The organism is Paenalicyclobacillus cellulosilyticus (assembly GCF_014647315.1).
GTDB lineage: Bacteria > Bacillota > Bacilli > Alicyclobacillales > Alicyclobacillaceae > Alicyclobacillus_J > Alicyclobacillus_J cellulosilyticus.
Genome location: NZ_BMOY01000014.1, coordinates 18,925 through 38,920 on the forward strand (window position 1 = coordinate 18,925; position 19,996 = coordinate 38,920).

Genomic DNA, 19,996 nt, shown 5'->3' on the forward strand with positions numbered 1-19,996 from the left:
CACCATTCTTCGGCCAGGAGGGTTCGGTATGGACAATGTCTGGTTGACGGCATGGGTTTGGATGGGGTTGGCTTTGTTGGCCAGTCTGCTCTCCCTGCGTCTCGGGGTGTCGGTGGCGCTGATGGAGATCTTGATCGGCATGGCGGCGGGAAACATCTGGCATCTCCAGCCGAATGTTTGGATCAACTTTCTGGCCAGTTTCGGTTCGTTGTTGCTCACGTTTTTGGCCGGTTCGGAAATCGATCCGCACGCGTTCCGCAAACATTGGCGAGCCAGCGTCGTGATCGGCGTGGCGTCGTTTTTATTGCCGTTTCTCGGAGCCTTGGCTTATGCGTACTTCGTGGCCGGATGGTCGTTGGCGTCCGCCAAGCTGGCGGGCATTGCCCTCTCCACCACGTCGGTCGCGGTGGTGTACGCCGTGATGGTCGAGACCGGTCTCAACCGCACGGACATCGGCAAAGCCATCCTGGCGGCATGTTTCGTCACTGATCTCGGAACCGTCCTGGCTCTGGGGATCCTGTTCGCCGGCTTCTCACCGTGGATGCTGGGATTCATCGCGGTCACGGTGGTGGTATTGCCGCTGCTGCCGCGTGTCTGTGGCTGGGGCTTTCGGCGGTTGGGCGGCAAGACGCAGGAGGTGGAGATGAAAGGCGTTTTCCTCATCCTCTTTGGTCTTGGCGCGCTGGCGACCGCGGCGGGGAGCGAGGCGGTATTACCTGCCTATCTGGCGGGGTTGGTCTTGGCCGGTACGTTGTTGCGGTATCCTGAGGTGGCCCGGCGGTTGCGCAGCTTGGCCTTTGCGCTCTTGACGCCGTTTTACTTTCTCAAAGCGGGTCTGTATGTGTCGCTGCCGGACGTGTGGCACAACGCATGGCTCATCCTCATCTTCTTCGGCGTCAAAATGGTCACCAAAATCATGGGCGTCCGCCCACTCGCTTCCATGTTGGGTTATGCGGCCCGCGAAGCCAACTACACCACGCTGCTGATGGCCACAGGACTCACCTTCGGCACGATTTCATCCTTATATGGGCTGAGCCACCATATCATCACGCAGGCGCAGTACACCGTGCTGGTGACGGTGGTGATCTTGAGCGCGTTGGTGCCTACCATGGTGGCTCAGACATGGTTTCAACCGCGGAGCCGTGTGGATGCTGCCATCGAGCCGCGGGGATGACCACTTCAATGGGGCCGCGGACATCGTCCGCGGATCAACGGTGCTGAGCGCCGACGCGCCGACCAAGCACGGGCTGCTTCAATGGGGCCGCGGACATCGTCCGCGGATCAACCATGGGGGACAGGCAGTGGACCGATTGTCGGATCGAGCTTCAATGGGGCCGCGGACTTCGTCCGCGGATCAACACGAAGCCGAGAAGTCCCGTAAGGAGGATGGAAAGAAAGCTTCAATGGGGCCGCGGACATCGTCCGCGGATCAACGGAAGGAGCGGCACTATCCCGGGCGCCCGATCCTGGTGAGCTTCAATGGGGCCGCGGACATCGTCCGCGGATCAACCGTGTATAACAGTGTTGGGATCGGCGTCTTGCAACATGCTTCAATGGGGCCGCGGACATCGTCCGCGGATCAACATGCCAATCAACAGAATGCGTACAACGACATCAAGACGCTTCAATGGGGCCGCGGACATCGTCCGCGGATCAACGCACAGTAGCTTTTTCCACTACCAACAGGCCCATGGTGCTTCAATGGGGCCGCGGACTTCGTCCGCGGATCAACTTTTATCAGATCCCTTCTGTGAGGAGTGGTTCTACGCTTCAATGGGGCCGCGGACTTCGTCCGCGGATCAACAGCTTCCGCGAACTGCAATGCCAAGTCCTCAACCGTTGCTTCAATGGGGCCGCGGACTTCGTCCGCGGATCAACCCATTAACAGACACTTGACGACCGTCATAAGAAAGCTTCAATGGGGCCGCGGACTTCGTCCGCGGATCAACCGGGTGTCACTACCTCCGGGTCCGGCTGCCAGACGACGCTTCAATGGGGCCGCGGACTTCGTCCGCGGATCAACCCATTAACAGACACTTGACGACCGTCATAAGAAAGCTTCAATGGGGCCGCGGACTTCGTCCGCGGATCAACCGGGTGTCACTACCTCCGGGTCCGGCTGCCAGACGACGCTTCAATGGGGCCGCGGACTTCGTCCGCGGATCAACCCATTAACAGACACTTGACGACCGTCATAAGAAAGCTTCAATGGGGCCGCGGACTTCGTCCGCGGATCAACTTCACGAAGGAGGAAGACTTTTCCTTGCGTTCCAAACGGGCTTCAATGGGGCCGCGGACTTCGTCCGCGGATCAACGATGTTTTTGCGACGTTTGAAGCCGCGCGCAATCGCGTGCTTCAATGGGGCCGCGGACTTCGTCCGCGGATCAACGAGACGGACGTGATGGTTCTGTCGATCTACTACAGGCTTCAATGGGGCCGCGGACTTCGTCCGCGGATCAACGACGGCCCATCCATCGCCAGCTTATTGAGCACCTCGCTTCAATGGGGCCGCGGACTTCGTCCGCGGATCAACCCAGAGATTTTTCAAGCGAGAGTAAATCGCTTCTTAGCTTCAATGGGGCCGCGGACTTCGTCCGCGGATCAACGGAAGGGACGGCCTGCCGGCCGCCCGCCCGGCCTTCGCTTCAATGGGGCCGCGGACTTCGTCCGCGGATCAACGCCGCCTGAGATGGGACAAGCAGAGAGGTGGTGAACGCTTCAATGGGGCCGCGGACTTCGTCCGCGGATCAACGCAGAAGAGGGGGTCCAAAGCGTCAGTCAGTGGCCGGGGCTTCAATGGGGCCGCGGACTTCGTCCGCGGATCAACGTAAGCTCCTCGCCAAAATCACAAGGTTCTACGAGAAGCTTCAATGGGGCCGCGGACTTCGTCCGCGGATCAACGCCTGAGTAGCGAGGATCCTTGCTTACCTCTTGGACGCTTCAATGGGGCCGCGGACTTCGTCCGCGGATCAACGTTCGTCAAACCGACCATAACGCGACGGTTTGAAGTGCTTCAATGGGGCCGCGGACTTCGTCCGCGGATCAACGCCATCGAACTCTTGTCGAAGAAGAATAAGCAAGGAGCTTCAATGGGGCCGCGGACTTCGTCCGCGGATCAACGAAGCTTGGCAGTAGGGATGCCGAGTTTCTCAGACAGCTTCAATGGGGCCGCGGACTTCGTCCGCGGATCAACGCCGCTTGGGGACATCTCTCCGCAGTTGAGCACCGTGCTTCAATGGGGCCGCGGACTTCGTCCGCGGATCAACTCCCGCCGGAATCACGGAGCTACCTGGCGGCAAGTAGAGCTTCAATGGGGCCGCGGACTTCGTCCGCGGATCAACGCCTCCCGATCCAGCCCAGTCACGACGCGGAATCTCAGCCGATTTCCGCGAACCCCCCAAGAACACATGCCCTTCAACTGCTGCAGACGTCCTCATTGTACCCGCTCCATGGCGAAAAATCCAGACATCTCACGCGTTCCCGGGTTTCCGCGAAACCCCCGGGGTTTCGCCGTCACTGGGGGTTCGCGCAGGAAACTTGCTGGACACCGCCAGTGTGCGCAGATCCGCAAACCCGCTGCCTCCGATGCCCCGGTGCTTGCACAAGAGCCATCGTCTGCGTCAACCCTCGCGCCTCAAAACTCCCGCGCCTCAAAACTCCTGCTCCTCAAAATTCCTGCTCTTCATCGTGCCAATCGGTGCAACACCCCGCCAATCACGCTGGTCAACAGTGCGCCGACCAGTGCAGCCAAGAAACCGTGCACGACAAACCCGGGCGTCAACGCCGCCGCGAGCCAAAAGCACAAGGCGTTGATCACGAACGTGAACAGGCCGAACGTCAGCACGGTGATGGGCAGCGACACAATCCGCAGCAAGCTGCCGACAAACGTGTTGACCACGCCGAGGATGAGCGCCGCCACGATGGCGCTCAACACCCCGTGTACCTCAATCCCCGGCAGAATGGCCGCGACAATCAAAAGCGCCACCGCGTTCAGCAACAACCGGACGATCCAATGCATCGTTTCACCTCCTTCTCCATCTCCTCTAACTCCTCTAACACCTCTAACTCCTTTCGTGATGTTCCAGCTCCCTTTTTGATCTTCCGTTTCGAACTTCACTTGACGAGCCACCGCTCGAGAAACGCCGCGATGGCGCCGTACGCCCGCACCCGGTTCGCCAGCTTCACTACACCGTGCCCCTCGTCCTCGAACCGGATGTACTCCACCGGATGGTTCCGCGCCCGCAGGGCTTCCACCATTTGTTCGGCTTCGCTCACAGGCACGCGCGGATCGTTCGCGCCATGGATGATGAGCATCGGCGCGCGGATCTTGTCGACGTGGTGGATGGGCGAGATGGTGTCGAAAAACTCGCCGTCCTCCTCGATGGTTCCGTACTCTGCCTCGCGCAGGTGGCGCCGGTACGGGCTGGTGTTTTGGATGAACGTGCGCAGGTTGGCGATGCCGACGATGTCCACCCCGGCCGCCCACAGGTCTGGGTAGTGGGTGACGGCGGCCAGCACCATGAACCCCCCGTACGATCCGCCCATCACCGCAATGGCGTCGCGCCGCGCGTCGCCGTGCGCGCAGAGCCAGTCGACGCTCGCGGCGAGATCGGCGACCGAGTCCATGCGCTTGCGGACGTCGTCCAGGTGGACGTAGGTGCGGCCGTAGCCGGTGCTGCCGCGCACGTTGGGCACGAACACCGCAAACCCGCGCTGGACGAAGTACTGGATGACGCTGTTGAACGCATTTCGGCTCTGCGACTCGGGCCCGCCGTGGACGAAAACGACCACCGGATACGGTCCGGGGTGCTTGGGCCGGTAGTAGAACGCCGGGATCTGCAGGCCGTCGAACGACGGGTAGTGCACCAACTCCGGTGCCACGAACGTCTCGGCCGGCACACCGGAGATGGACGCATACGTGATGCGGCGGGCGGACCAAGCATGCTGGGCGCCCTCTTCTTCGCCGCCGCTTGCCGCGGCGCCCGTCAGCGCCATTTCCCACACCTCGGTCGCGTGCAACGGGCTGGAGAGGGTGAGGGCCATCCGGGGCGCCATGGGATGCCACGCTGCATCGAGGACGACACCGGGCGGCAAATCCGCCGCGGTCCACGAGCCACCCTCCGCCGTCATGCCGTCATCCGTCAACCGGTGCACATACCACCGCGACGTGCCGTCCTCGTTGCGGGCATATGCCAGCCAGGCGCCGTCGCGGGAGACGGCGAGGCACTCCGCGTCCCAATCGTCCGCCGTCAACCAGGTCCACGCGCGGGACGCCAAGTCCAGGCGGGCGACGCGGCCATACTCGCTCTGCCAGTCCGACACGACGTACAACCAGCGGCCATTGGGATGAAAGCAGGGTTCCCTGAATTGCGCATCCCCGGTATGCGGGGTGAGCAGGCTGATCTCGCCCGTCGCCAGGTCGAGCAGGAACAGGTCGTGATTCAGGTTGCTGTACATCCGGGAAATGAGGACCGCTTTCCCGTCCGGGCTGAATGGTCCGGCAAAATTCGTGTCGTCGCTCACCCACACCGCCTGATGCGTGTCGGTTTCCAGGTCGTACACGTACACGTCGAAGTGGCGGCCGTCGCGCCGGTTGCTGCTGTACACCATCCGCCGCCCGTCCGGCGACCAGCCGCCGAAGACGTGCATGGTGCGCGGGTCGTCGGTGAGGCGCCGCAGGCCGAGTCCGTACGCGTCCGCCAAAAACAGCTGCGCGTTCTCGCTGCCGCCCTCGTCCGCCGCGATGCACAACCGCGGCGCCGCAGGGCTTGGCGCCACGCGCAGGACGCGATCGCCAAAAAACGTCACCTGCCGCGGCCACGGCGTGCCTTCATCCTGCGCCCAGACCTGCGGTGTGCCGGTGATGTTGGATAGAAAGTAGAGCGTCCGGCCGTCGTGGCTGTAAGCGGGCGCTTGCGCAAAGCGAATCTCCATGTACCGCTCTATCCCGATGCGTCCCGCTGGTTGCACGCGACTCACTCCCTGTGGTGGCGAACGTGCGTTGTCGAAAGTCGAACCTTTCAGTATGATGAAGTCAAATCTGCTCGACGGTTTGGTAGAAGGGGAGGATGGACATGCCTTCCGCCGTCTGCCCGCACTGCAACGAACGGGCGTATTCGAGCGCCGAGTTCGACCGGCCGTGGACCTGCCCGACGTGCGGCGAGATTGTGATACCGGACGACCCGAGCCTGATGGACAAGGTCGACGCCATCATCGAGCAGTACACCCGCTTCTGGCTGCGCGATCCGCAGGAAGCCGAAGTCGACACGCCTTAACCCCGCCACGGTGCGCCGTGCCTGTTGCCGCATCAGAGCGCCTGCATGCACCGTGGCGCCCGCACGCGCGCGTTTGTCCCCCTTGCGGTCGCGGCGGCACGGCGCCAACCGCGATGCTGCCCGCTTCCGGCCGCCTCCGGCCATGTACGGCTCGTTCGCCTGGTTCCTCGCGGCTCGCTGTTATGCGGCGACGGGCGGCGGAGCATACAGCGAGCTGGTGGCGAGGAAGACGACCCCGATGACCGCCCCGATGACCAACAGCCCGGCCAATTGGCGTTTCGTCGGCCGCCGGCCTTCCGCACCCGGCCGGATGGTGTACAAGAACGCAAAGCAGACGGCGATTCCGACGACAAACAATGCATTGAGCACGTGATGCAAAGAGGGGCACCTCACTATGGGGTTTGACCCGACGGTTTGCCCGGCGGGACACCCGGATGAACGGCGTTCACGTCCGCGCCCGCCGGGGTGCGGCTGCGTTCAGCCCTATTGTGCCATATTTCCGCGCGCGCGGACACCTCTTGACACGCGGCTTGCACCTGCGGCAAGCACGCCGCATAGCATGCATCCGACAGGCTCAGGTGGGCGTTCGCCCAACGGGAGGGAACGGACGGGATGGCACGCGCGGCGGAATCTGAATGGTGCAACCTCTCCGTCGGCATCTGGAACGGGGCCGAAACGGCAGGCGGCGGGCGCCTGTTGTACCGAGTATTGGTGGACGAGGCGTTGCGATCTGGCGTCGCCGGCGCCACGGTCTGGACGGGCGTGGAAGGCGGGCGGGCGACACGCGCCTTTCGCACGGTCGAGAACGAAGTGGCGTCGAACGAGCTGCCCATCTGGATGGAGATCATGGACCGCTGGGAGAGGGTGCAGGCATGGCTCCCGGAGGTCGCACGCCTGCTAAGGGGGCGAGGTGTGCTGGTATGGCAACCGGTGGTCCGGGGGGAGGCACGGGACAGGATGCACAACGGTCAGGATCCGGCGCGGGAGCATACGCCCCGGCCGGCAGGGGGGCCGCAGGCTGCGGCAGGTGCGGGGGCAACGGAATCGCACGGGTCGGACGTGCCGCCGCTCACCGCCGCTGCGCCGGCAGGCGACGAGCTGGATCAGATGGCCCGTGCGTGCGGGCTGCCGGTGTTGTCAGGGCTGGAAGTGCGGGTCTACACGGTGGAAAACGCGCAGCGGGCAGGCCGGCCGGTCTATCAGGCGGCGGCCGATGTCCTGCGCCAGTACCAGATCCTGTGGATTGCCACGTTCCGCGGGGTCTGCGGCTTTGGTGCGCGCCGCAAGCTCAACCGCCCGCGCCTGTTTCAGCCGGCGGCGGTGCCGGTGATGGTGACGGCGCTGGACCGGGCCGACAAGGTGGCGCGGGCGTTGCCGGCGTTGCAGGACGTACTTCAGGGCGACGGCATGTTGGCGATCACGCCGGTCTACCTGTGCACGCCGCGGTAACTTTCGCCGGTCTGCGCTGCCTCGCGCGTGTCCTCGGTCCAGCGTGCCGCGTACAGGTAGCGGGTGATGACGAGGTGGCGCAGCCAAGTCATCGCGGCGCAGTACAGCAGGCTGACGCCGAGGACGGTGAGCGGATGGAGCATGCCGGCCGCGGTGGTGGCGGCGCTGGTGACGAGCAGGATGGCAAGTCCGTACGGCCACAGCCCGGGCAGGGCGACGGCCCATGCCGCCAAGGCTTTGCGCAAGGCGCCGCCAAAGGAGAGATGTCCTTCGGCGACCAGCGCCACGTCGCCGAACAAGAGGGCGAACTTGGCCACCAGATAGAGCACGGTGAACACGCGGCCGGCGGCGGCCCACAAGACGGTGGTGTTGGCCGTAAACAGGGCCGCCAAGTCCCACAACACCATCCAGACGAGCAGACGGACGAATCCGCGCAGGCCATCGGCCAGGAACGTCCGCGGGTTCACCGGCCAGCAGAGGTTGGCGCGCACCATGGCGCCCAGGTATCCGGCGGACAGCACCGCTTGGAGGATCAGCACCAGGAACGGGACGAACCACGGGGTCTGCGCCGCATCCGGGCGTACCACCGACCAGAGCGACGGCATCCCCACCGGCAGATCGAGGGTGGCCAACAGGGTGCCCGGCCTTGCCAGTTCGGTGTGGTTCAGATACAAATACAACCAGGACAAGCCGCTCCATGCACAGGCCGTGGCGGTCAGCGCGGCCATCGTGCGCCAGAAGCGGGCGGTGGCACCATCCGGGAGCGAAGATTCTGTCATGGCAGACTCCTTTCTCCGGCCAAGGGGTCATTCCCATTCTACCGGGCCGAACGGAAGGACGGCAACACCGAATGTCTGCGGAAGGGGAGACGGGCGTGATCCTCGGCATGGGGACGGATGTGGTGGAGATTCACCGCATCCGGCAAGCGTACGAACGCTACGGAGAGAGGCTGTTGTTGCGCGTGCTCGCCCCCGGCGAGCTGGCCGCGGCGGCGAGGATGGTGGAACCGCGGCGCATCGAATATCTCGCCGGCCGCTTCGCCGCGAAGGAAGCGCTGGCCAAGGCGGCGGGGATGGGCCTTGGCCGTCTGCGCATGGCGGCGGTGGAGGTGCGCTTGACGCCGTCCGGGCTGACCGCTGTCTGGCTCGACGCGGGGATGGCGCAGGCGTTCGCCGGCGAGGCGTGGCATGTCTCCATCGCGCACGGGCGGACGGTGGCGGTCGCCACCGCCATCCGGGAACGCCGGGACGGTGCGGAGACATCCGGCCGGGCCCGTACATAATCGCCGGACGAGCAGAATATACGTATAGCAATCCTCGGGGAGGGTACCGCGCGTGGTGCTGGTCACGAGCGAACAGATGCAGGCACTGGACCGACGGGCGATGGAGGTGCAGCGCATCCCCGGGCTGGTATTGATGGAACTTGCGGGCAAGGCGGTGGCTGAGGTGGTGTGGGCGCGCCGGCCGCGGCGCGTGGTGGTGTTGTGCGGCAAAGGCAACAACGGCGGCGACGGTTGGGTGGCGGCGCGCTGGCTCGCCCACCTGGGCGTACCCCAGGTGCGGGTGCTGACCCTGGCCGACCCGGCGGACCTGCGCGGCGATGCGGCCCAAGCGGCGAGGATAGCCATGGCGTCCGGGATTGCCTATGAAGTCTGGCAACCGGGTGTGCGGCTGCCGGACGCGGACGTGTACGTGGACGGCCTGCTCGGCACGGGTGCATCCCGGCCGCTCGCCGGGGACCTGGCGGCGTTGGTCGAGGCGGTCAACGCCTGCTCGCCGTGGACCGTCGCCATCGATGTCCCGAGCGGGATTGACGCGAGCACCGGCGAGGTGCGCGGGACGGCCGTCCGGGCGCAGGTCACGGTGTGCATGGCGGCGCAGAAGCTGGGCACCGCCGTCTGGCCAGGTTGCGAATACGCGGGCGAGGTCCGCGTAGCCGATATCGGGATCTCCGTGCCGGACGCGCCGGAATACGCACGCCTCACCACGCCGGCGTGGGTCGCCCGCGTGCTGCCGCCGCGGACTCCGGCCAGCCACAAGGGGACGTTCGGCAAGGTGGGCATCGCGGTGGGCGAGATGGCGGGAGCTGCGCTCCTTGCCGGCACGGGCGCGGCGCGCAGCGGCGCGGGGTACGTGGTGCTCGGGGTGCCGGGCGAGCGGCTCGTTGCGCCGTACGAGTTCATCCAGCGCCCGCTTTGCGCCGACCACCCGCACACCTTGGCCGATGTGCTCGCCGACTGCCAGGCGCTCGTCCTCGGGCCCGGCTGGGGGCGGCGCACGGCAGACTGGGCGGTGGTCGTGAACCGCGCGCCGCAACCGGCCGTGATTGACGCCGACGCCTTGCCTCTTTGGCAGCCCGCGGCCGGTGCGGGCGCCGGTCCGCGCGTGCTGACGCCGCACCCGAAAGAGTGCGCCCGGCTCCTCGGCTGGCCGATGGCGGACGTGCAAGCGCGCCGGCTGGCGGCGGCGCAGACTCTCGCCCGCGCGGCGCAAGCCGTGGTGGTGCTCAAAGGGTACCGCACCATCGTCGCCGCGCCGGACGGCCGCATCCGCGTCAATCCCACCGGCGACGCGTCGCTCGCGACCGCGGGCAGCGGCGACGTGCTGGCCGGCGTGATCGGCGGGTTGCTCGCGCAAGGGCTCGATCCGTTCGACGCCGCGGCGGCCGGGGTGTACCTGCACGGGCTCGCGGGTGAGCTGGCCGGGCGCCGGCTCACCATGGCTGCCACCATGGCATCCGATGTCGTACAGCACCTGCCGCAGGCCATCGCGGCGGTGTGCCAGCAGCCACCCGGGGAGTAGCGTGACCGTCGCTTGCGTCGGGGAAAGGCGAGGTGGACCATGCGGAAGATCACCGGTTTGGCTGTGGCGGCCGGGTTGATTCTGGCGGTGGCCGCAGGCTGCGGCGTGCCAGGCAAGCAGGACGTGGTGCACAAGCTCCGGGCGGAAGCGGCGAGCCTGGAGCGGCAGAATTACAAGAGCGAAGCCCTGATGACCGTCCAAATGGACAACAGCGCGCAGACGTATTACATCGAAACGTGGTATGAGGGGCCGGACACCTACCGGATTGCACTGGGCGATGCGAACAAGAACATCAATCAGGTCATCGTCCGCAACCCAAGCGGCATGTTCATCGTCAGCCCGGCGCTGCAAAAGGTGTTTCGCTTCAACGGCAACTGGGCCCAAAACCAGGGCCATATCTACCTTTACGATCAAATTCTCGCCCAGATCATCCAGGATGCCAACGTGAAGGTGGGGAAGAACCAAGGGTTGTACACGTTCGACCTGCCCATCTCGCCGGCCAACGACGTGGTGGTGCGGGAACACGTGGTGCTCGACGCCAAGACGCTCCATCCCAAACAGGTCGTCCTCTACGACAAGGACGGCAAAGCGGTGGTGACCATCCAGTTCCAGAAGTTCGAGACCGGGGTGCAGTTCGCGCCGGATGCGTTCAATCCGCACCAGATTGCGGCGCAGAAGCCGGCGCAGCAGACGATGGCGGCCGACATGCAGTTCGGTTACGTGGAGCCGGACGAGACGTTCGGCGCCCGCCAGACCATCGCGTATCCTGAGGAGGCGGACCAATACCTGTTGCGCTACAGCGGCGCCCACGGTTTCACCTTGCAGGAGTCGCGTCCGGCGCCGGGCGTCTTCGGTTTCCCGTCGGCGCAGCTGGTGGACCTGTACGGTGTGCCGGCGGTGTACACCGGCACGCCGGCGTCCCACGCGCACGAGCTCATTTGGATCAACAACGGCATCGAGTACGATCTCGCCAGCAGCGACCTCACCCTCGGCCAGATGAAGGAGGTCGCGCTGTCCACGTTCGCCCAGATTGGCAAGTAGTCCATGCAGGCGGCCGTACCCATGCCCGCGCGCCGCGGGCGGGTGATGCGGCCGCTTTCTGCTGCCCCGGCTTCCTGCTACACTGGTGGTTGTGACACGGGGATGCACCCCAGGGTTGCACCCCAGGGTGAGGAGAGAGCGCATTGTACCGAGGCACCTATGCAATCGTCGACCTCGCAGCCATCCGGCAGAACGTGGCCGCGGTGCGGTCGCAATTGCGCCCGGGTGTGCGTCTGCTCGTGACGGTGAAGGCGAATGGCTACGGGCACGGGGCGGAGGCGGTGGCCCGGGCGGCGCTCGCGGCCGGGGCCACCGATCTGGGTGTCGCCTGCCTGGAGGAGGCGTTGGCGTTGCGCCAAGCCGGGATTGCCGCGCCCATCTTGGTGCTCGGTGCCACGCCGCAGACCGCGGCGCCCGTCGCGGCGCGCCACCGGGTGGCGCTGACGGTAGGCGGCGACTGGGATTGGGACAAGGTCCCGCCGCTGCCGGCGCGGTTATCCGTGCACCTGAAGGTGGATTCCGGCATGGCGCGGCTCGGGGTGCGGACGGCGGAGGAAGCCGTGGCGGCCGCCCGCGCCTTGGCCGCGCGCCCGGACGTGTCGTGGGACGGGGTCTTCACCCATTTGGCATGCGCCGACGCGGACGACCTGGCGCACGCGGCGGCGCAGATGGACCGTTTTCGATCCGTCTGTCAGGCGTTGGCGGACGCGGGGCTGCGCCCGCCGCTTTGGCACGCCGCCAACAGCGCCGCCACCCTGCGCCGGCCGGATTGGCAAGGGGGCATGGTGCGCATCGGGATCGCCGCGTACGGCTATCACCCGGGCGGCACGTGGCGGTTGCCGGTGCGGCTGGTGCCCGCCTTGCACCTGTGCAGTTTCGTGACGCGCACGGCGGTCATCGCGGCGGGGGAGACGGTGGGATACGGCGCGACCTTTACCGCGCGGCGCCCGACGCGGGTGGCGACGGTGGCCGCGGGCTACGCCGACGGGTATCCGCGCGCGTTATCCAACCGGGCGGACGCGCTGGTGCACGGAGAACGGGCGCGGGTCATCGGCAACGTGTGCATGGATCAGTCTATGCTCGACGTGACGCATCTGCCGGGTGTGGCGAGGGGAGATGCGGTGACCCTCTATGGCGCGCCGGCGCCGCCGGGCCTGCACGCGGACGATTGGGCGGCGCTGCCTGCGGAAAGCCGCCTGGCGTGGTTGGGTGAGGTCTGGACGCGGTGGCTGGACGCTTGCCGGCAGGACCTCGCCGCAGCAAGGGCGGACGCACCTTCCGGCGGTTGCGCCCGCCATGCCGGACGTGACGCGCGTCCTGGCGGCATTTTCCTCGATGAACTGGCAGGACTCGCCGGCACCATCGCGTATGAATTGATGTGTGCCCTCTCGCCGCGCGTCCCGCGCATCTATGTCGGGGCCTGACGCCGGCCAGGACGGCGGGTACCGCGCGCGGCGACACGTTCGGGCCCGTTTTGACATGCCAATTTTCGGATAGGTATAATCCTGGATGGTCGAGTGTACGTATCGGTGGAGGTGCCACGCGTGTCGGACACGAAACGCATTGTGGTCTACGTGCCGGACCAGCTGCTGGCGCAGGTGGACGGGATCGCGAAGCGCGAGCAGCGAAACCGGAGCGACATCATCCGCGAGGCGATGCGGGCCTACCTCGAAGAGCAGCGCAAGTGTGAGATCCGAGCCTCCCTGCAACAAGGGTATCTCGAGATGGCCCGGATCAACCTGCGGATTGCCACCGAGGCATTTCCACTGGAACAAGAGGCTGGAGGTACGGTTGAGCGTTTGGTAAGCGGGGGATAAAGGGTTGAATGTCAAACGAGGGGACATCTTCTTTGCCGACTTGTCGCCCGTCGTCGGTTCGGAGCAAGGCGGGTTCCGGCCTGTCCTGGTGATCCAGAACGATATCGGCAACCGCTTCAGCCCCACCGTGATTGTCGCGGCCATCACGGCGCAGATCCAGAAAGCGAAGCTGCCGACCCACGTCGAGGTGCCCGCGGACCGGTACGGGCTGGAACGCGACTCCGTCATTCTCCTGGAGCAGATCCGCACCATCGACAAACAGCGCCTGACCGACAAGATCACGCACCTGGACGAGCCGATGATGAAGATGGTCAACGAAGCCATCCAAATCAGCCTCGGCCTGGTCGACTTCTGATGCCGTGCCGCGGCGGAGATGCGGGACTTCTCCGCCGCGGGGCACGTCGGGCGCGGGGCTTGCGGTTGGTTGTGCCGCCGGTTGCTGTTCATTGCGCCGCCGCTTGCTGCACCTGCTTGAGCAGCCGGTTGAACGATGCCCGCAGCGGCGGCAGCACCTTCGCCGGGTCTTTGTCGGAGTTGAAGACGGGCTGCAGGTTGTTCTGCAGGAAGTCGTAGATCTGGGCATAGCCGACGATGAGGTGGTTCGGCGATTCCTTGCCGTTGGCGATCGCCTGGCGGTTCAAGGTGGCCAGGTAGTTCGGATCAATCCCGGCCTGTTTGAAGTTGTCGAACCAGTCTTTGGCGGCCGCCTGGTCGGCGGGCGGGTAGCCGGTGGTGTTCGTCCACATCTTCTGGCCTTCCGTGCTGGCGAAGAAGGCGATGAACTTCCACGCGGCGTCCTTGTACTTCGATGTCTTCGCCATCATCAGCGGGTCGGTGTACAAGACGGGTGTCGCCGTGCCGGCCGGCCCCTTCGGGATGGGGGCGATGCCGAAGTTCATCTTGGCCTGCGCCGCTTGTCCCAGCATCCAGGCCCCGACGGGTTCCATCGCAATCTTGCTGGTGAGGAACGGATCGCCCGTACCGGCCACCGCGCGCGAGATGGCGGGGGTCGGTGCCACCCGGTCGCGGTAGATCAGGTCTTGGTGTGCCTTGACGGCGGCGATGTACTTCGGGTTGGCGAAGTTGTTGTCGGTCGGCATGCCGGTCTGGTACGCGCCTTGGTTGTACAGGTCCACGCCCCAGTCCCAGCCGTAGCTGTCGGCGTTCCCCATGTTCCAGTTGACCCCGTAGACCGCGTCCGGTTTCCCGTAATCCTTCGTGAGGCGTTTGGCGTCGCGCACCATGGCGTCCCAGGTCCAGCGCGGGTCGTTCCACGAATAATCCGGTACGGGCACACCGGCCTGCCGGAACAAGGTCCGGTTGTAGAAGGTGAAGCTTGGGAAGAACGCGATGGGCACGCCGTACTGCCGTCCGTTCACTTGGTAGACCCGCATCAGCTTGTCCGGGATGTTCGGATTGCGCCAGTGATACTTCTGAATGTACGGCGTCAAATCGCCGATGAGTCCGCGGTGGTAGTAGTCGGCGAAGCCGCTCGCACCCCAGTGGCTGAACACGTCCGGGGCTTGTCCGGCCGCGACCAAGGTCGACAGCTTCGAGTCAAATTGCGCCCATGGCACCGCGATCACGTTGACGTGGATGTTGGGGTACTTCTTGTTGAACGCGGGAATGAGCACCTGTTTCAAAAAGTAGTCCTTGCCGTGTCCCGGCTCCTGAATCGAGAGGACGGTCAGGTTGGCCGGTTGGGCGGCCTCTGCGTTGCCGCGGTTGCCTGGCGCGCAACCGGCGACGGAGCCGGCGAGCAATACGGGTACGGCGGTGAGGGCGAGCACACGTGGTTTCATGGCAATACCTCCTTGTCGCTTGGACATGGGCCGTGGACATGGGCCGGGCTGCGGGCATAAGCCGTCACTTCAGCCCGGTGATGGCGATGCCCTCGATGAAGTAGCGTTGCGCAAAGAAGAAAATCAATACGGGCGGCAGGACGGCCACCAGGCTCGCCGCCATGATCAAGTGCCACGGGACGATGGAGAACTGGCTGGTCATACCGGCCAACCCCACCGACAAGGTGTACTTGTCCTGGTCGTTCAGGTAGATGAGCGGCGCCAGGTAGTCGTTCCACCGGTACATAAAACCGAAGATGGCGGCGGCGGCCAGTGCCGGTTTCGACAACGGGAGGGCGATTTGGACGAATGTGCGCCATTCGCTGCAGCCGTCGATCCGGGCGGCTTCGAACAGCTCGCCGGGCAGGCCGTTGAAGAACTGGCGCAGCATAAAAATGATGTAGGCGCTCCCGAACAGGGACGGGACGATGAGCGGCAGATAGGTGTTCGTCCATCCGAGCGTTTTGAACAGCACGAACTGCGGGATCATGACGGCCGGATACGGGATCATCATCGTCAGCAGGAGGATGTAGAACAGGGTGTCGCGGCCCAGCCCGTTGTAGCGCGAGAATCCGAAGGCGACGACGGACGACGAGGCGACCTCGAACAAGGTGCCCACCACGGCGTAGAAGGCGGTGTTTTCAAAATACGCGCCAAACGGCCCGGACTGCAGGGCGGCGATGAAGTTGTCCCAGTGCATCGGCCGCGGGATCCACTGCGGCGGGAACAGAAACACCGTCTGCTGGTCCTTGAGGGCGGTCGACAGCATGATGAACACCGGCAGCAGCATGATGGCGGAGATGACCACCAACAGCACGAACGAAACGCCTTTGAGCGTCCGTTCCACGGCCGATTTGCGCTGATGGAACGAGACTTTTCGGCGCTGCACCTCGCGTTCGGTTGCCGCCATGATCAGCTCACCTCCCTGTGCATGGCGTTCTCCGCATGGCGGTCTCTGCATGGCGCGGTCTCTGCATGACGGTCATCGTACGCCAACCTCTGCATGTCCACCGCCGTGCGCCGGGCGTACGCCGGCCGGCCGGAATGGGTCAGTAGTTCACCCACCGTTCCGACGTGCGCATCAGGATGTAGGTCAACAGGAAGACGACGAGCAGCAAGACCCACGACATCGCCGAAGCGTAGCCGATGTTGAACGACCCGAACGCCTCCTGGTACAGGTAGTACACGTAAAAGTACGTCGCGTACTCCGGACCGCCTTGGGTCATCACCGCGGCCTGCGTGAACACCTGGGAGGTCCCGATGATGCCGGTGATGAGCAAAAACAACGTGGTCGGCGAGATCATCGGCACCGTGATGGTGAAAAACCGGCGGATGCGCCCGGCGCCGTCCAGTTCCGCCGCTTCGTAGAGGGAGCGCGGCACCCCTTGCAGTGCGGCGAGGTAAAGGACCATGTTGGTGCCGATGCCCCAAATGGTCATCAGGATGAGGGACGGCAGCGCCCACTGCGGGCTGTACAACCACTGTGGACCCTTGATGCCGAACAGCTCCCACAGCAGGTAGTTGATGATGCCGAACTGCGGATTGAGCAGCCAGAGCCACAACAACGACATCACCACGCCGGAGACGAGCGTCGGGAAGTAGACGGCCGTCCGGAATGCCCGCTGCCCCGGGATCCGCATGTTGACCAGGACGGCCACGAGCAGGGACAACACCAATCCGAGCGGCACGCTGACGAACGTATAGATGCCGGTGACCTTGAGCGACTGCCAAAACAGCGGATCGCGCAGGAGTTGCGCGTAGTTCTGCAGGCCGACGAACGCCGGCGGCAGCACCAGGTTGTAGCGCGTGAAGCTGTACACCCCGGACATCACGATGGGACCGGCGGTGAACGCGATGAACCCGATGATCCAAGGCAGGATGAAGATGTACAGGTACTTCGTCTCATACCGGAGCTTGGGCCGCGGTTTGGCTGTGACCATGGCGAGGCCCTCCTTTCCGCCCTGCGGCGGCACGGCCGTGCATCCACCGGGGCGGCGGTGCCGGCCGGACACCCGGCAGCCCGCCTGACCGGGCGAGGAACCGCTGCCGTTAATGTGCGGTGGCTGCGGTACGTTCACACATGCAATCCATTCCAACCTGCGCCGCGCATGAATCTTGCGCGCGGGCCTTTTCTCACGCCGTGGTTCAGGTATTATAAGAGCCGTTCGGGTATCGCGGGCGGGCCCGCCGCCATCCGGCAGGATGGCATGGGAGAGGCCGCGCAGGCACGGTGACAAAAGAAACGGAGGTCTTTGGATGTCGGATCGAACGTCCCATCCGCTGGCGGACTCCCAGATTCGCGACATCGGGTTGGCGCCGGACGGACAGTTGAAGATCGACTGGGTGGCGGCCCACATGCCGCTGCTCAACCACCTGCGGGAAGCGTTCGCGCGGACGCGTCCGTTTGCCGGCAAGCGGATCGCCATCTGTCTGCACTTGGAGGCGAAGACGGCCTACCTGGCGCTCACCCTGCAGGCGGGGGGAGCGGAGGTGGCGGTGGCGGCAAGCAACCCGCTCTCCACGCAGGACGACGTGGTGGCCGCCTTGGTCGATCGCGGCGTCACCGCGTTCGCTTGGCATGGCGCGACCGACGCGGAATACCGTGCACACCTGGCGGCGCTCGCCCGGTTCGGGCCGGACCTGGTGATTGATGACGGGGGAGATCTCGTCGCGCTCCTCCACCAGAGCTACCCGGACGTGGCGGCCCGGGTCACCGGCGGCTGCGAAGAGACGACCACCGGCGTCCTGCGCCTGCGGGCGATGGCCGCGGAGGGCGTGCTCCGCTTCCCGATGATGGCGGTCAACGACGCGCGGTGCAAACACCTGTTCGACAACCGGTACGGCACGGGCCAGTCGGTCTGGGACGGGATCATGCGGACGACCAACCTGGTCGTCGCCGGCAAGACGGTCGTGGTCGTCGGCTATGGTTGGTGCGGCAAGGGTGTCGCCAAGCGGGCGCAAGGCTTGGGGGCGCGCGTCGTGGTCTGCGAGGTCGATCCCATCCGCGCACTCGAGGCGGTGATGGACGGATACGCGGTCATGCCCATCCGGGAGGCGGCCAAGGTGGGGGATGTGTTCATCACCGTCACCGGCAACCGCGACTGCATCACGGAGGAAGCGTTTGCGGTGATGAAAGACGGGGCATTGCTCGCCAATGCGGGTCACTTCGACGTGGAGATCAACAAGCACGACCTCGGGCGCCTGGCGGCCCGCGTGCGTCAAGTGCGGCGCAACGTGGAGGAGTACCAGTTCCCCGACGGCAGGCGCGTGTACCTGTTGGCGGAGGGACGGTTGGTGAACCTGGCCGCCGCGGACGGGCATCCGGTGGAGGTCATGGACATGTCGTTCGCCCTGCAGGCCTTGGCGCTGCGCGAGGTGGCGCAGCACGCCTATCCGCCCGGTGTACACCCTTTGCCGGCCGAACTGGACCTAGAGGTTGCGCGCCTGCGGTTGCAGGCGTGGGGTGTGGAGATCGACGCGCTGAGCCCGAGCCAGCGCAGGTATTTGGCGAGTTGGCGCGGCGAGTGACCAACGCGCCACGGTGGGCCCGCCGCGCACCACGGCGCGGGACATGGTCCTGAGGGCGCGGCAAAGACCGCACCCGAGGAAGGGGGAGGTGGAATGGCGAGCAAACCGCTCATTGGCATCACCGCGGCCCGGTTGACGCGCGACACGAACCTGCCGGGTCCCGCGCCGCTTTATCTCGCGCTGGCGGACGATTACTGTTCGGGGGTTGAGTCGGCTGGCGGCATCCCGGTCGTCCTCCCGTTCATCCAGGACCTGGCCATGGTATCCGCGCTGGCGGAACGCCTGGACGGTTTGCTGCTCAGCGGCGGAGAGGATGTCGATCCGGCGCATTACGGTGAAGAACCGCGGATGGGCTTGGGTGAGGTGTCGCCCGAGCGCGACATGCTGGAGCTGGCGCTCATCGAGGCGATGACGATGCAGCGCAAGCCAGTCCTCGGCATCTGCCGCGGCATCCAGGTCATCAACGTGGCGTTCGGCGGCACGCTGTACCAGGACCTGCCCCGCGAATGGCGCGGGCGCATCCAGCACAGCCAGAGGTCACGCCGCAGCCATGTGACGCATACCGTCACCATCGCGGAGCACTCCCGGCTGTTCGAGCTGCTCGGCCAGCGGTCGCAGATTCGCACCAATTCGTTCCATCATCAAGCCATCAAAACCCTCGGCCGGAATCTCATCCCTGTGGCGTGGGATGAGGAGGGGTTGGTGGAAGCCGTGGAGTTGCGGGACTACCCGTTCCTGCTCGGGGTGCAGTGGCATCCGGAAAACTTGATTTGGAACGAACCGGTGTTTTTAGGCCTCTTCCGTGGCCTGGTGGAGGCGGCACAGAATCAAAGGTAGGTCGCGGCTTGGCGGCCGGCGGGCGAAACACCCAGCCGGCGTTTTTTCTTGTCCCCTTCCCGGCCTGGCCGCGGCATCTCTTCCGGCGTGCGCATCACGAAGCAAGCGCACGGAAGGAGGAGCAAGCCCATGGCACAGGTGACTCCCATCGCGCGGCACCTGCAGCTGCAGTTTCAAAACGGCACGACGGCGTCCGGGTTGCCCCGGCTGCGCAACCGGAACTACCCGCACGTCTCGCCGGCTGCAGCGGATGACGACGTGTTGGCGGTCGGGCAGGCGTTGGCCAACCTGGCGAGCGAGCCGGTGTACGCCATCGCCCGCGTCGACCAGGCTGGGTTGGCGCCGTCGGGCGCATCGTCGACGGCGAAGGCGTGATCGGAAGGCGCGAACGAGCATGGCAGGCAGC

Annotated in this window: 20 protein-coding genes and 1 CRISPR repeat array; of the genes, 12 read left to right on the forward strand and 8 right to left on the reverse strand. The window is 65.4% G+C overall.

Features of this window, described 5'->3' with window-relative positions; genetic code table 11:
* The first annotated feature begins 28 nt into the window (after positions 1–28).
* On the forward strand, positions 29–1,174 hold the full coding sequence (locus IEX97_RS05880; protein ID WP_188881716.1) for a cation:proton antiporter: 1,146 nt from the start codon (positions 29–31) through the stop codon (positions 1,172–1,174).
* A gap of 2 nt (positions 1,175–1,176) precedes the next feature.
* Positions 1,177–3,342: direct repeats of the CRISPR family, unit length 37 nt; unit sequence GCTTCAATGGGGCCGCGGACTTCGTCCGCGGATCAAC.
* 341 nt (positions 3,343–3,683) lie between these two features.
* On the opposite strand, the gene IEX97_RS05885 is transcribed toward IEX97_RS05880, so the two are convergent.
* On the reverse strand, positions 3,684–4,019 hold the full coding sequence (locus IEX97_RS05885; protein WP_188881717.1) for a phage holin family protein: 336 nt from the start codon (positions 4,017–4,019) through the stop codon (positions 3,684–3,686).
* Between the two features lie 95 nt (positions 4,020–4,114).
* Positions 4,115–5,971, reverse strand: a complete 1,857-nt coding sequence (locus tag IEX97_RS05890) for a S9 family peptidase (protein ID WP_229776481.1) — start codon at positions 5,969–5,971, stop codon at positions 4,115–4,117.
* 98 nt (positions 5,972–6,069) lie between these two features.
* On the opposite strand from IEX97_RS05890, the gene IEX97_RS05895 reads away from it, so the two are divergent.
* A complete protein-coding gene (locus tag IEX97_RS05895; protein WP_188881718.1) occupies positions 6,070–6,276 on the forward strand; it encodes a hypothetical protein in 207 nt (68 codons plus the stop codon).
* 180 nt (positions 6,277–6,456) lie between these two features.
* Here the strand turns inward: IEX97_RS05895 and IEX97_RS05900 are convergent, their stop codons facing one another.
* Positions 6,457–6,654, reverse strand: coding sequence for a hypothetical protein (locus IEX97_RS05900; RefSeq protein WP_188881719.1), 198 nt, complete (start codon positions 6,652–6,654; stop codon positions 6,457–6,459).
* A 234-nt stretch (positions 6,655–6,888) separates the two neighbouring features.
* On the opposite strand from IEX97_RS05900, the gene IEX97_RS05905 reads away from it, so the two are divergent.
* Entirely contained in the window at positions 6,889–7,725 is an 837-nt protein-coding gene (locus IEX97_RS05905; protein WP_188881720.1) for a DUF190 domain-containing protein, read from the forward strand.
* On the opposite strand, the gene IEX97_RS05910 is transcribed toward IEX97_RS05905, so the two are convergent.
* On the reverse strand, positions 7,704–8,504 hold the full coding sequence (locus IEX97_RS05910) for a hypothetical protein (protein WP_188881722.1): 801 nt from the start codon (positions 8,502–8,504) through the stop codon (positions 7,704–7,706). The genes IEX97_RS05905 and IEX97_RS05910 overlap by 22 nt on opposite strands.
* A 71-nt stretch (positions 8,505–8,575) precedes the next feature.
* Here IEX97_RS05910 and acpS point away from each other — a divergent pair, with 71 nt between their 5' ends.
* The 6 genes from acpS (at position 8,576) to IEX97_RS05940 (ending at position 13,739) form a co-directional block, all read left to right on the forward strand.
* On the forward strand, positions 8,576–9,007 hold the full coding sequence (gene acpS, locus IEX97_RS05915) for a holo-ACP synthase (RefSeq protein ID WP_229776483.1): 432 nt from the start codon (positions 8,576–8,578) through the stop codon (positions 9,005–9,007).
* A gap of 52 nt (positions 9,008–9,059) precedes the next feature.
* Positions 9,060–10,526, forward strand: coding sequence for an NAD(P)H-hydrate dehydratase (locus IEX97_RS05920; RefSeq protein WP_188881724.1), 1,467 nt, complete (start codon positions 9,060–9,062; stop codon positions 10,524–10,526).
* 39 nt (positions 10,527–10,565) lie between these two features.
* A complete protein-coding gene (locus IEX97_RS05925; protein ID WP_188881725.1) occupies positions 10,566–11,567 on the forward strand; it encodes a LolA family protein in 1,002 nt (333 codons plus the stop codon).
* Between the two features lie 143 nt (positions 11,568–11,710).
* A complete protein-coding gene (gene alr / locus IEX97_RS05930) occupies positions 11,711–12,991 on the forward strand; it encodes an alanine racemase (protein WP_188881726.1) in 1,281 nt (426 codons plus the stop codon).
* A 120-nt stretch (positions 12,992–13,111) separates the two neighbouring features.
* Entirely contained in the window at positions 13,112–13,384 is a 273-nt protein-coding gene (locus IEX97_RS05935) for a CopG family ribbon-helix-helix protein (protein ID WP_373289414.1), read from the forward strand.
* A gap of 4 nt (positions 13,385–13,388) precedes the next feature.
* Entirely contained in the window at positions 13,389–13,739 is a 351-nt protein-coding gene (locus IEX97_RS05940) for a type II toxin-antitoxin system PemK/MazF family toxin (RefSeq protein WP_188881727.1), read from the forward strand.
* Positions 13,740–13,827: 88 nt separating this feature from the next.
* Here IEX97_RS05940 and IEX97_RS05945 read toward each other — a convergent pair whose 3' ends face one another.
* The 3 genes from IEX97_RS05945 to IEX97_RS05955 all read right to left on the reverse strand — a co-directional run bounded on the left by IEX97_RS05945 (position 13,828) and on the right by IEX97_RS05955 (position 17,165).
* On the reverse strand, positions 13,828–15,186 hold the full coding sequence (locus IEX97_RS05945; protein ID WP_188881728.1) for an ABC transporter substrate-binding protein: 1,359 nt from the start codon (positions 15,184–15,186) through the stop codon (positions 13,828–13,830).
* A 64-nt stretch (positions 15,187–15,250) separates the two neighbouring features.
* Positions 15,251–16,135: a carbohydrate ABC transporter permease gene (locus IEX97_RS05950; RefSeq protein WP_188881729.1), complete on the reverse strand. Its 885-nt coding sequence runs from the start codon at positions 16,133–16,135 to the stop codon at positions 15,251–15,253.
* A gap of 139 nt (positions 16,136–16,274) precedes the next feature.
* Complete coding sequence (locus IEX97_RS05955) at positions 16,275–17,165, reverse strand: carbohydrate ABC transporter permease (protein WP_188881731.1); 891 nt, start codon at positions 17,163–17,165, stop codon at positions 16,275–16,277.
* A 316-nt stretch (positions 17,166–17,481) separates the two neighbouring features.
* Here IEX97_RS05955 and IEX97_RS05960 point away from each other — a divergent pair, with 316 nt between their 5' ends.
* Both IEX97_RS05960 and IEX97_RS05965 read left to right on the forward strand, forming a co-directional pair.
* Positions 17,482–18,753, forward strand: coding sequence for an adenosylhomocysteinase (locus tag IEX97_RS05960; protein ID WP_188881732.1), 1,272 nt, complete (start codon positions 17,482–17,484; stop codon positions 18,751–18,753).
* A 93-nt stretch (positions 18,754–18,846) separates the two neighbouring features.
* Positions 18,847–19,590, forward strand: a complete 744-nt coding sequence (locus tag IEX97_RS05965; protein WP_188881733.1) for a gamma-glutamyl-gamma-aminobutyrate hydrolase family protein — start codon at positions 18,847–18,849, stop codon at positions 19,588–19,590.
* On the opposite strand, the gene IEX97_RS05970 is transcribed toward IEX97_RS05965, so the two are convergent.
* On the reverse strand, positions 19,581–19,721 hold the full coding sequence (locus tag IEX97_RS05970) for a hypothetical protein (RefSeq protein WP_188881734.1): 141 nt from the start codon (positions 19,719–19,721) through the stop codon (positions 19,581–19,583). The genes IEX97_RS05965 and IEX97_RS05970 overlap by 10 nt on opposite strands.
* Between IEX97_RS05970 and IEX97_RS05975 the strand changes: the two genes are divergently transcribed.
* Positions 19,720–19,965: a DUF1659 domain-containing protein gene (locus IEX97_RS05975; RefSeq protein WP_188881736.1), complete on the forward strand. Its 246-nt coding sequence runs from the start codon at positions 19,720–19,722 to the stop codon at positions 19,963–19,965. The genes IEX97_RS05970 and IEX97_RS05975 overlap by 2 nt on opposite strands.
* Positions 19,966–19,996 lie beyond the last annotated feature (31 nt).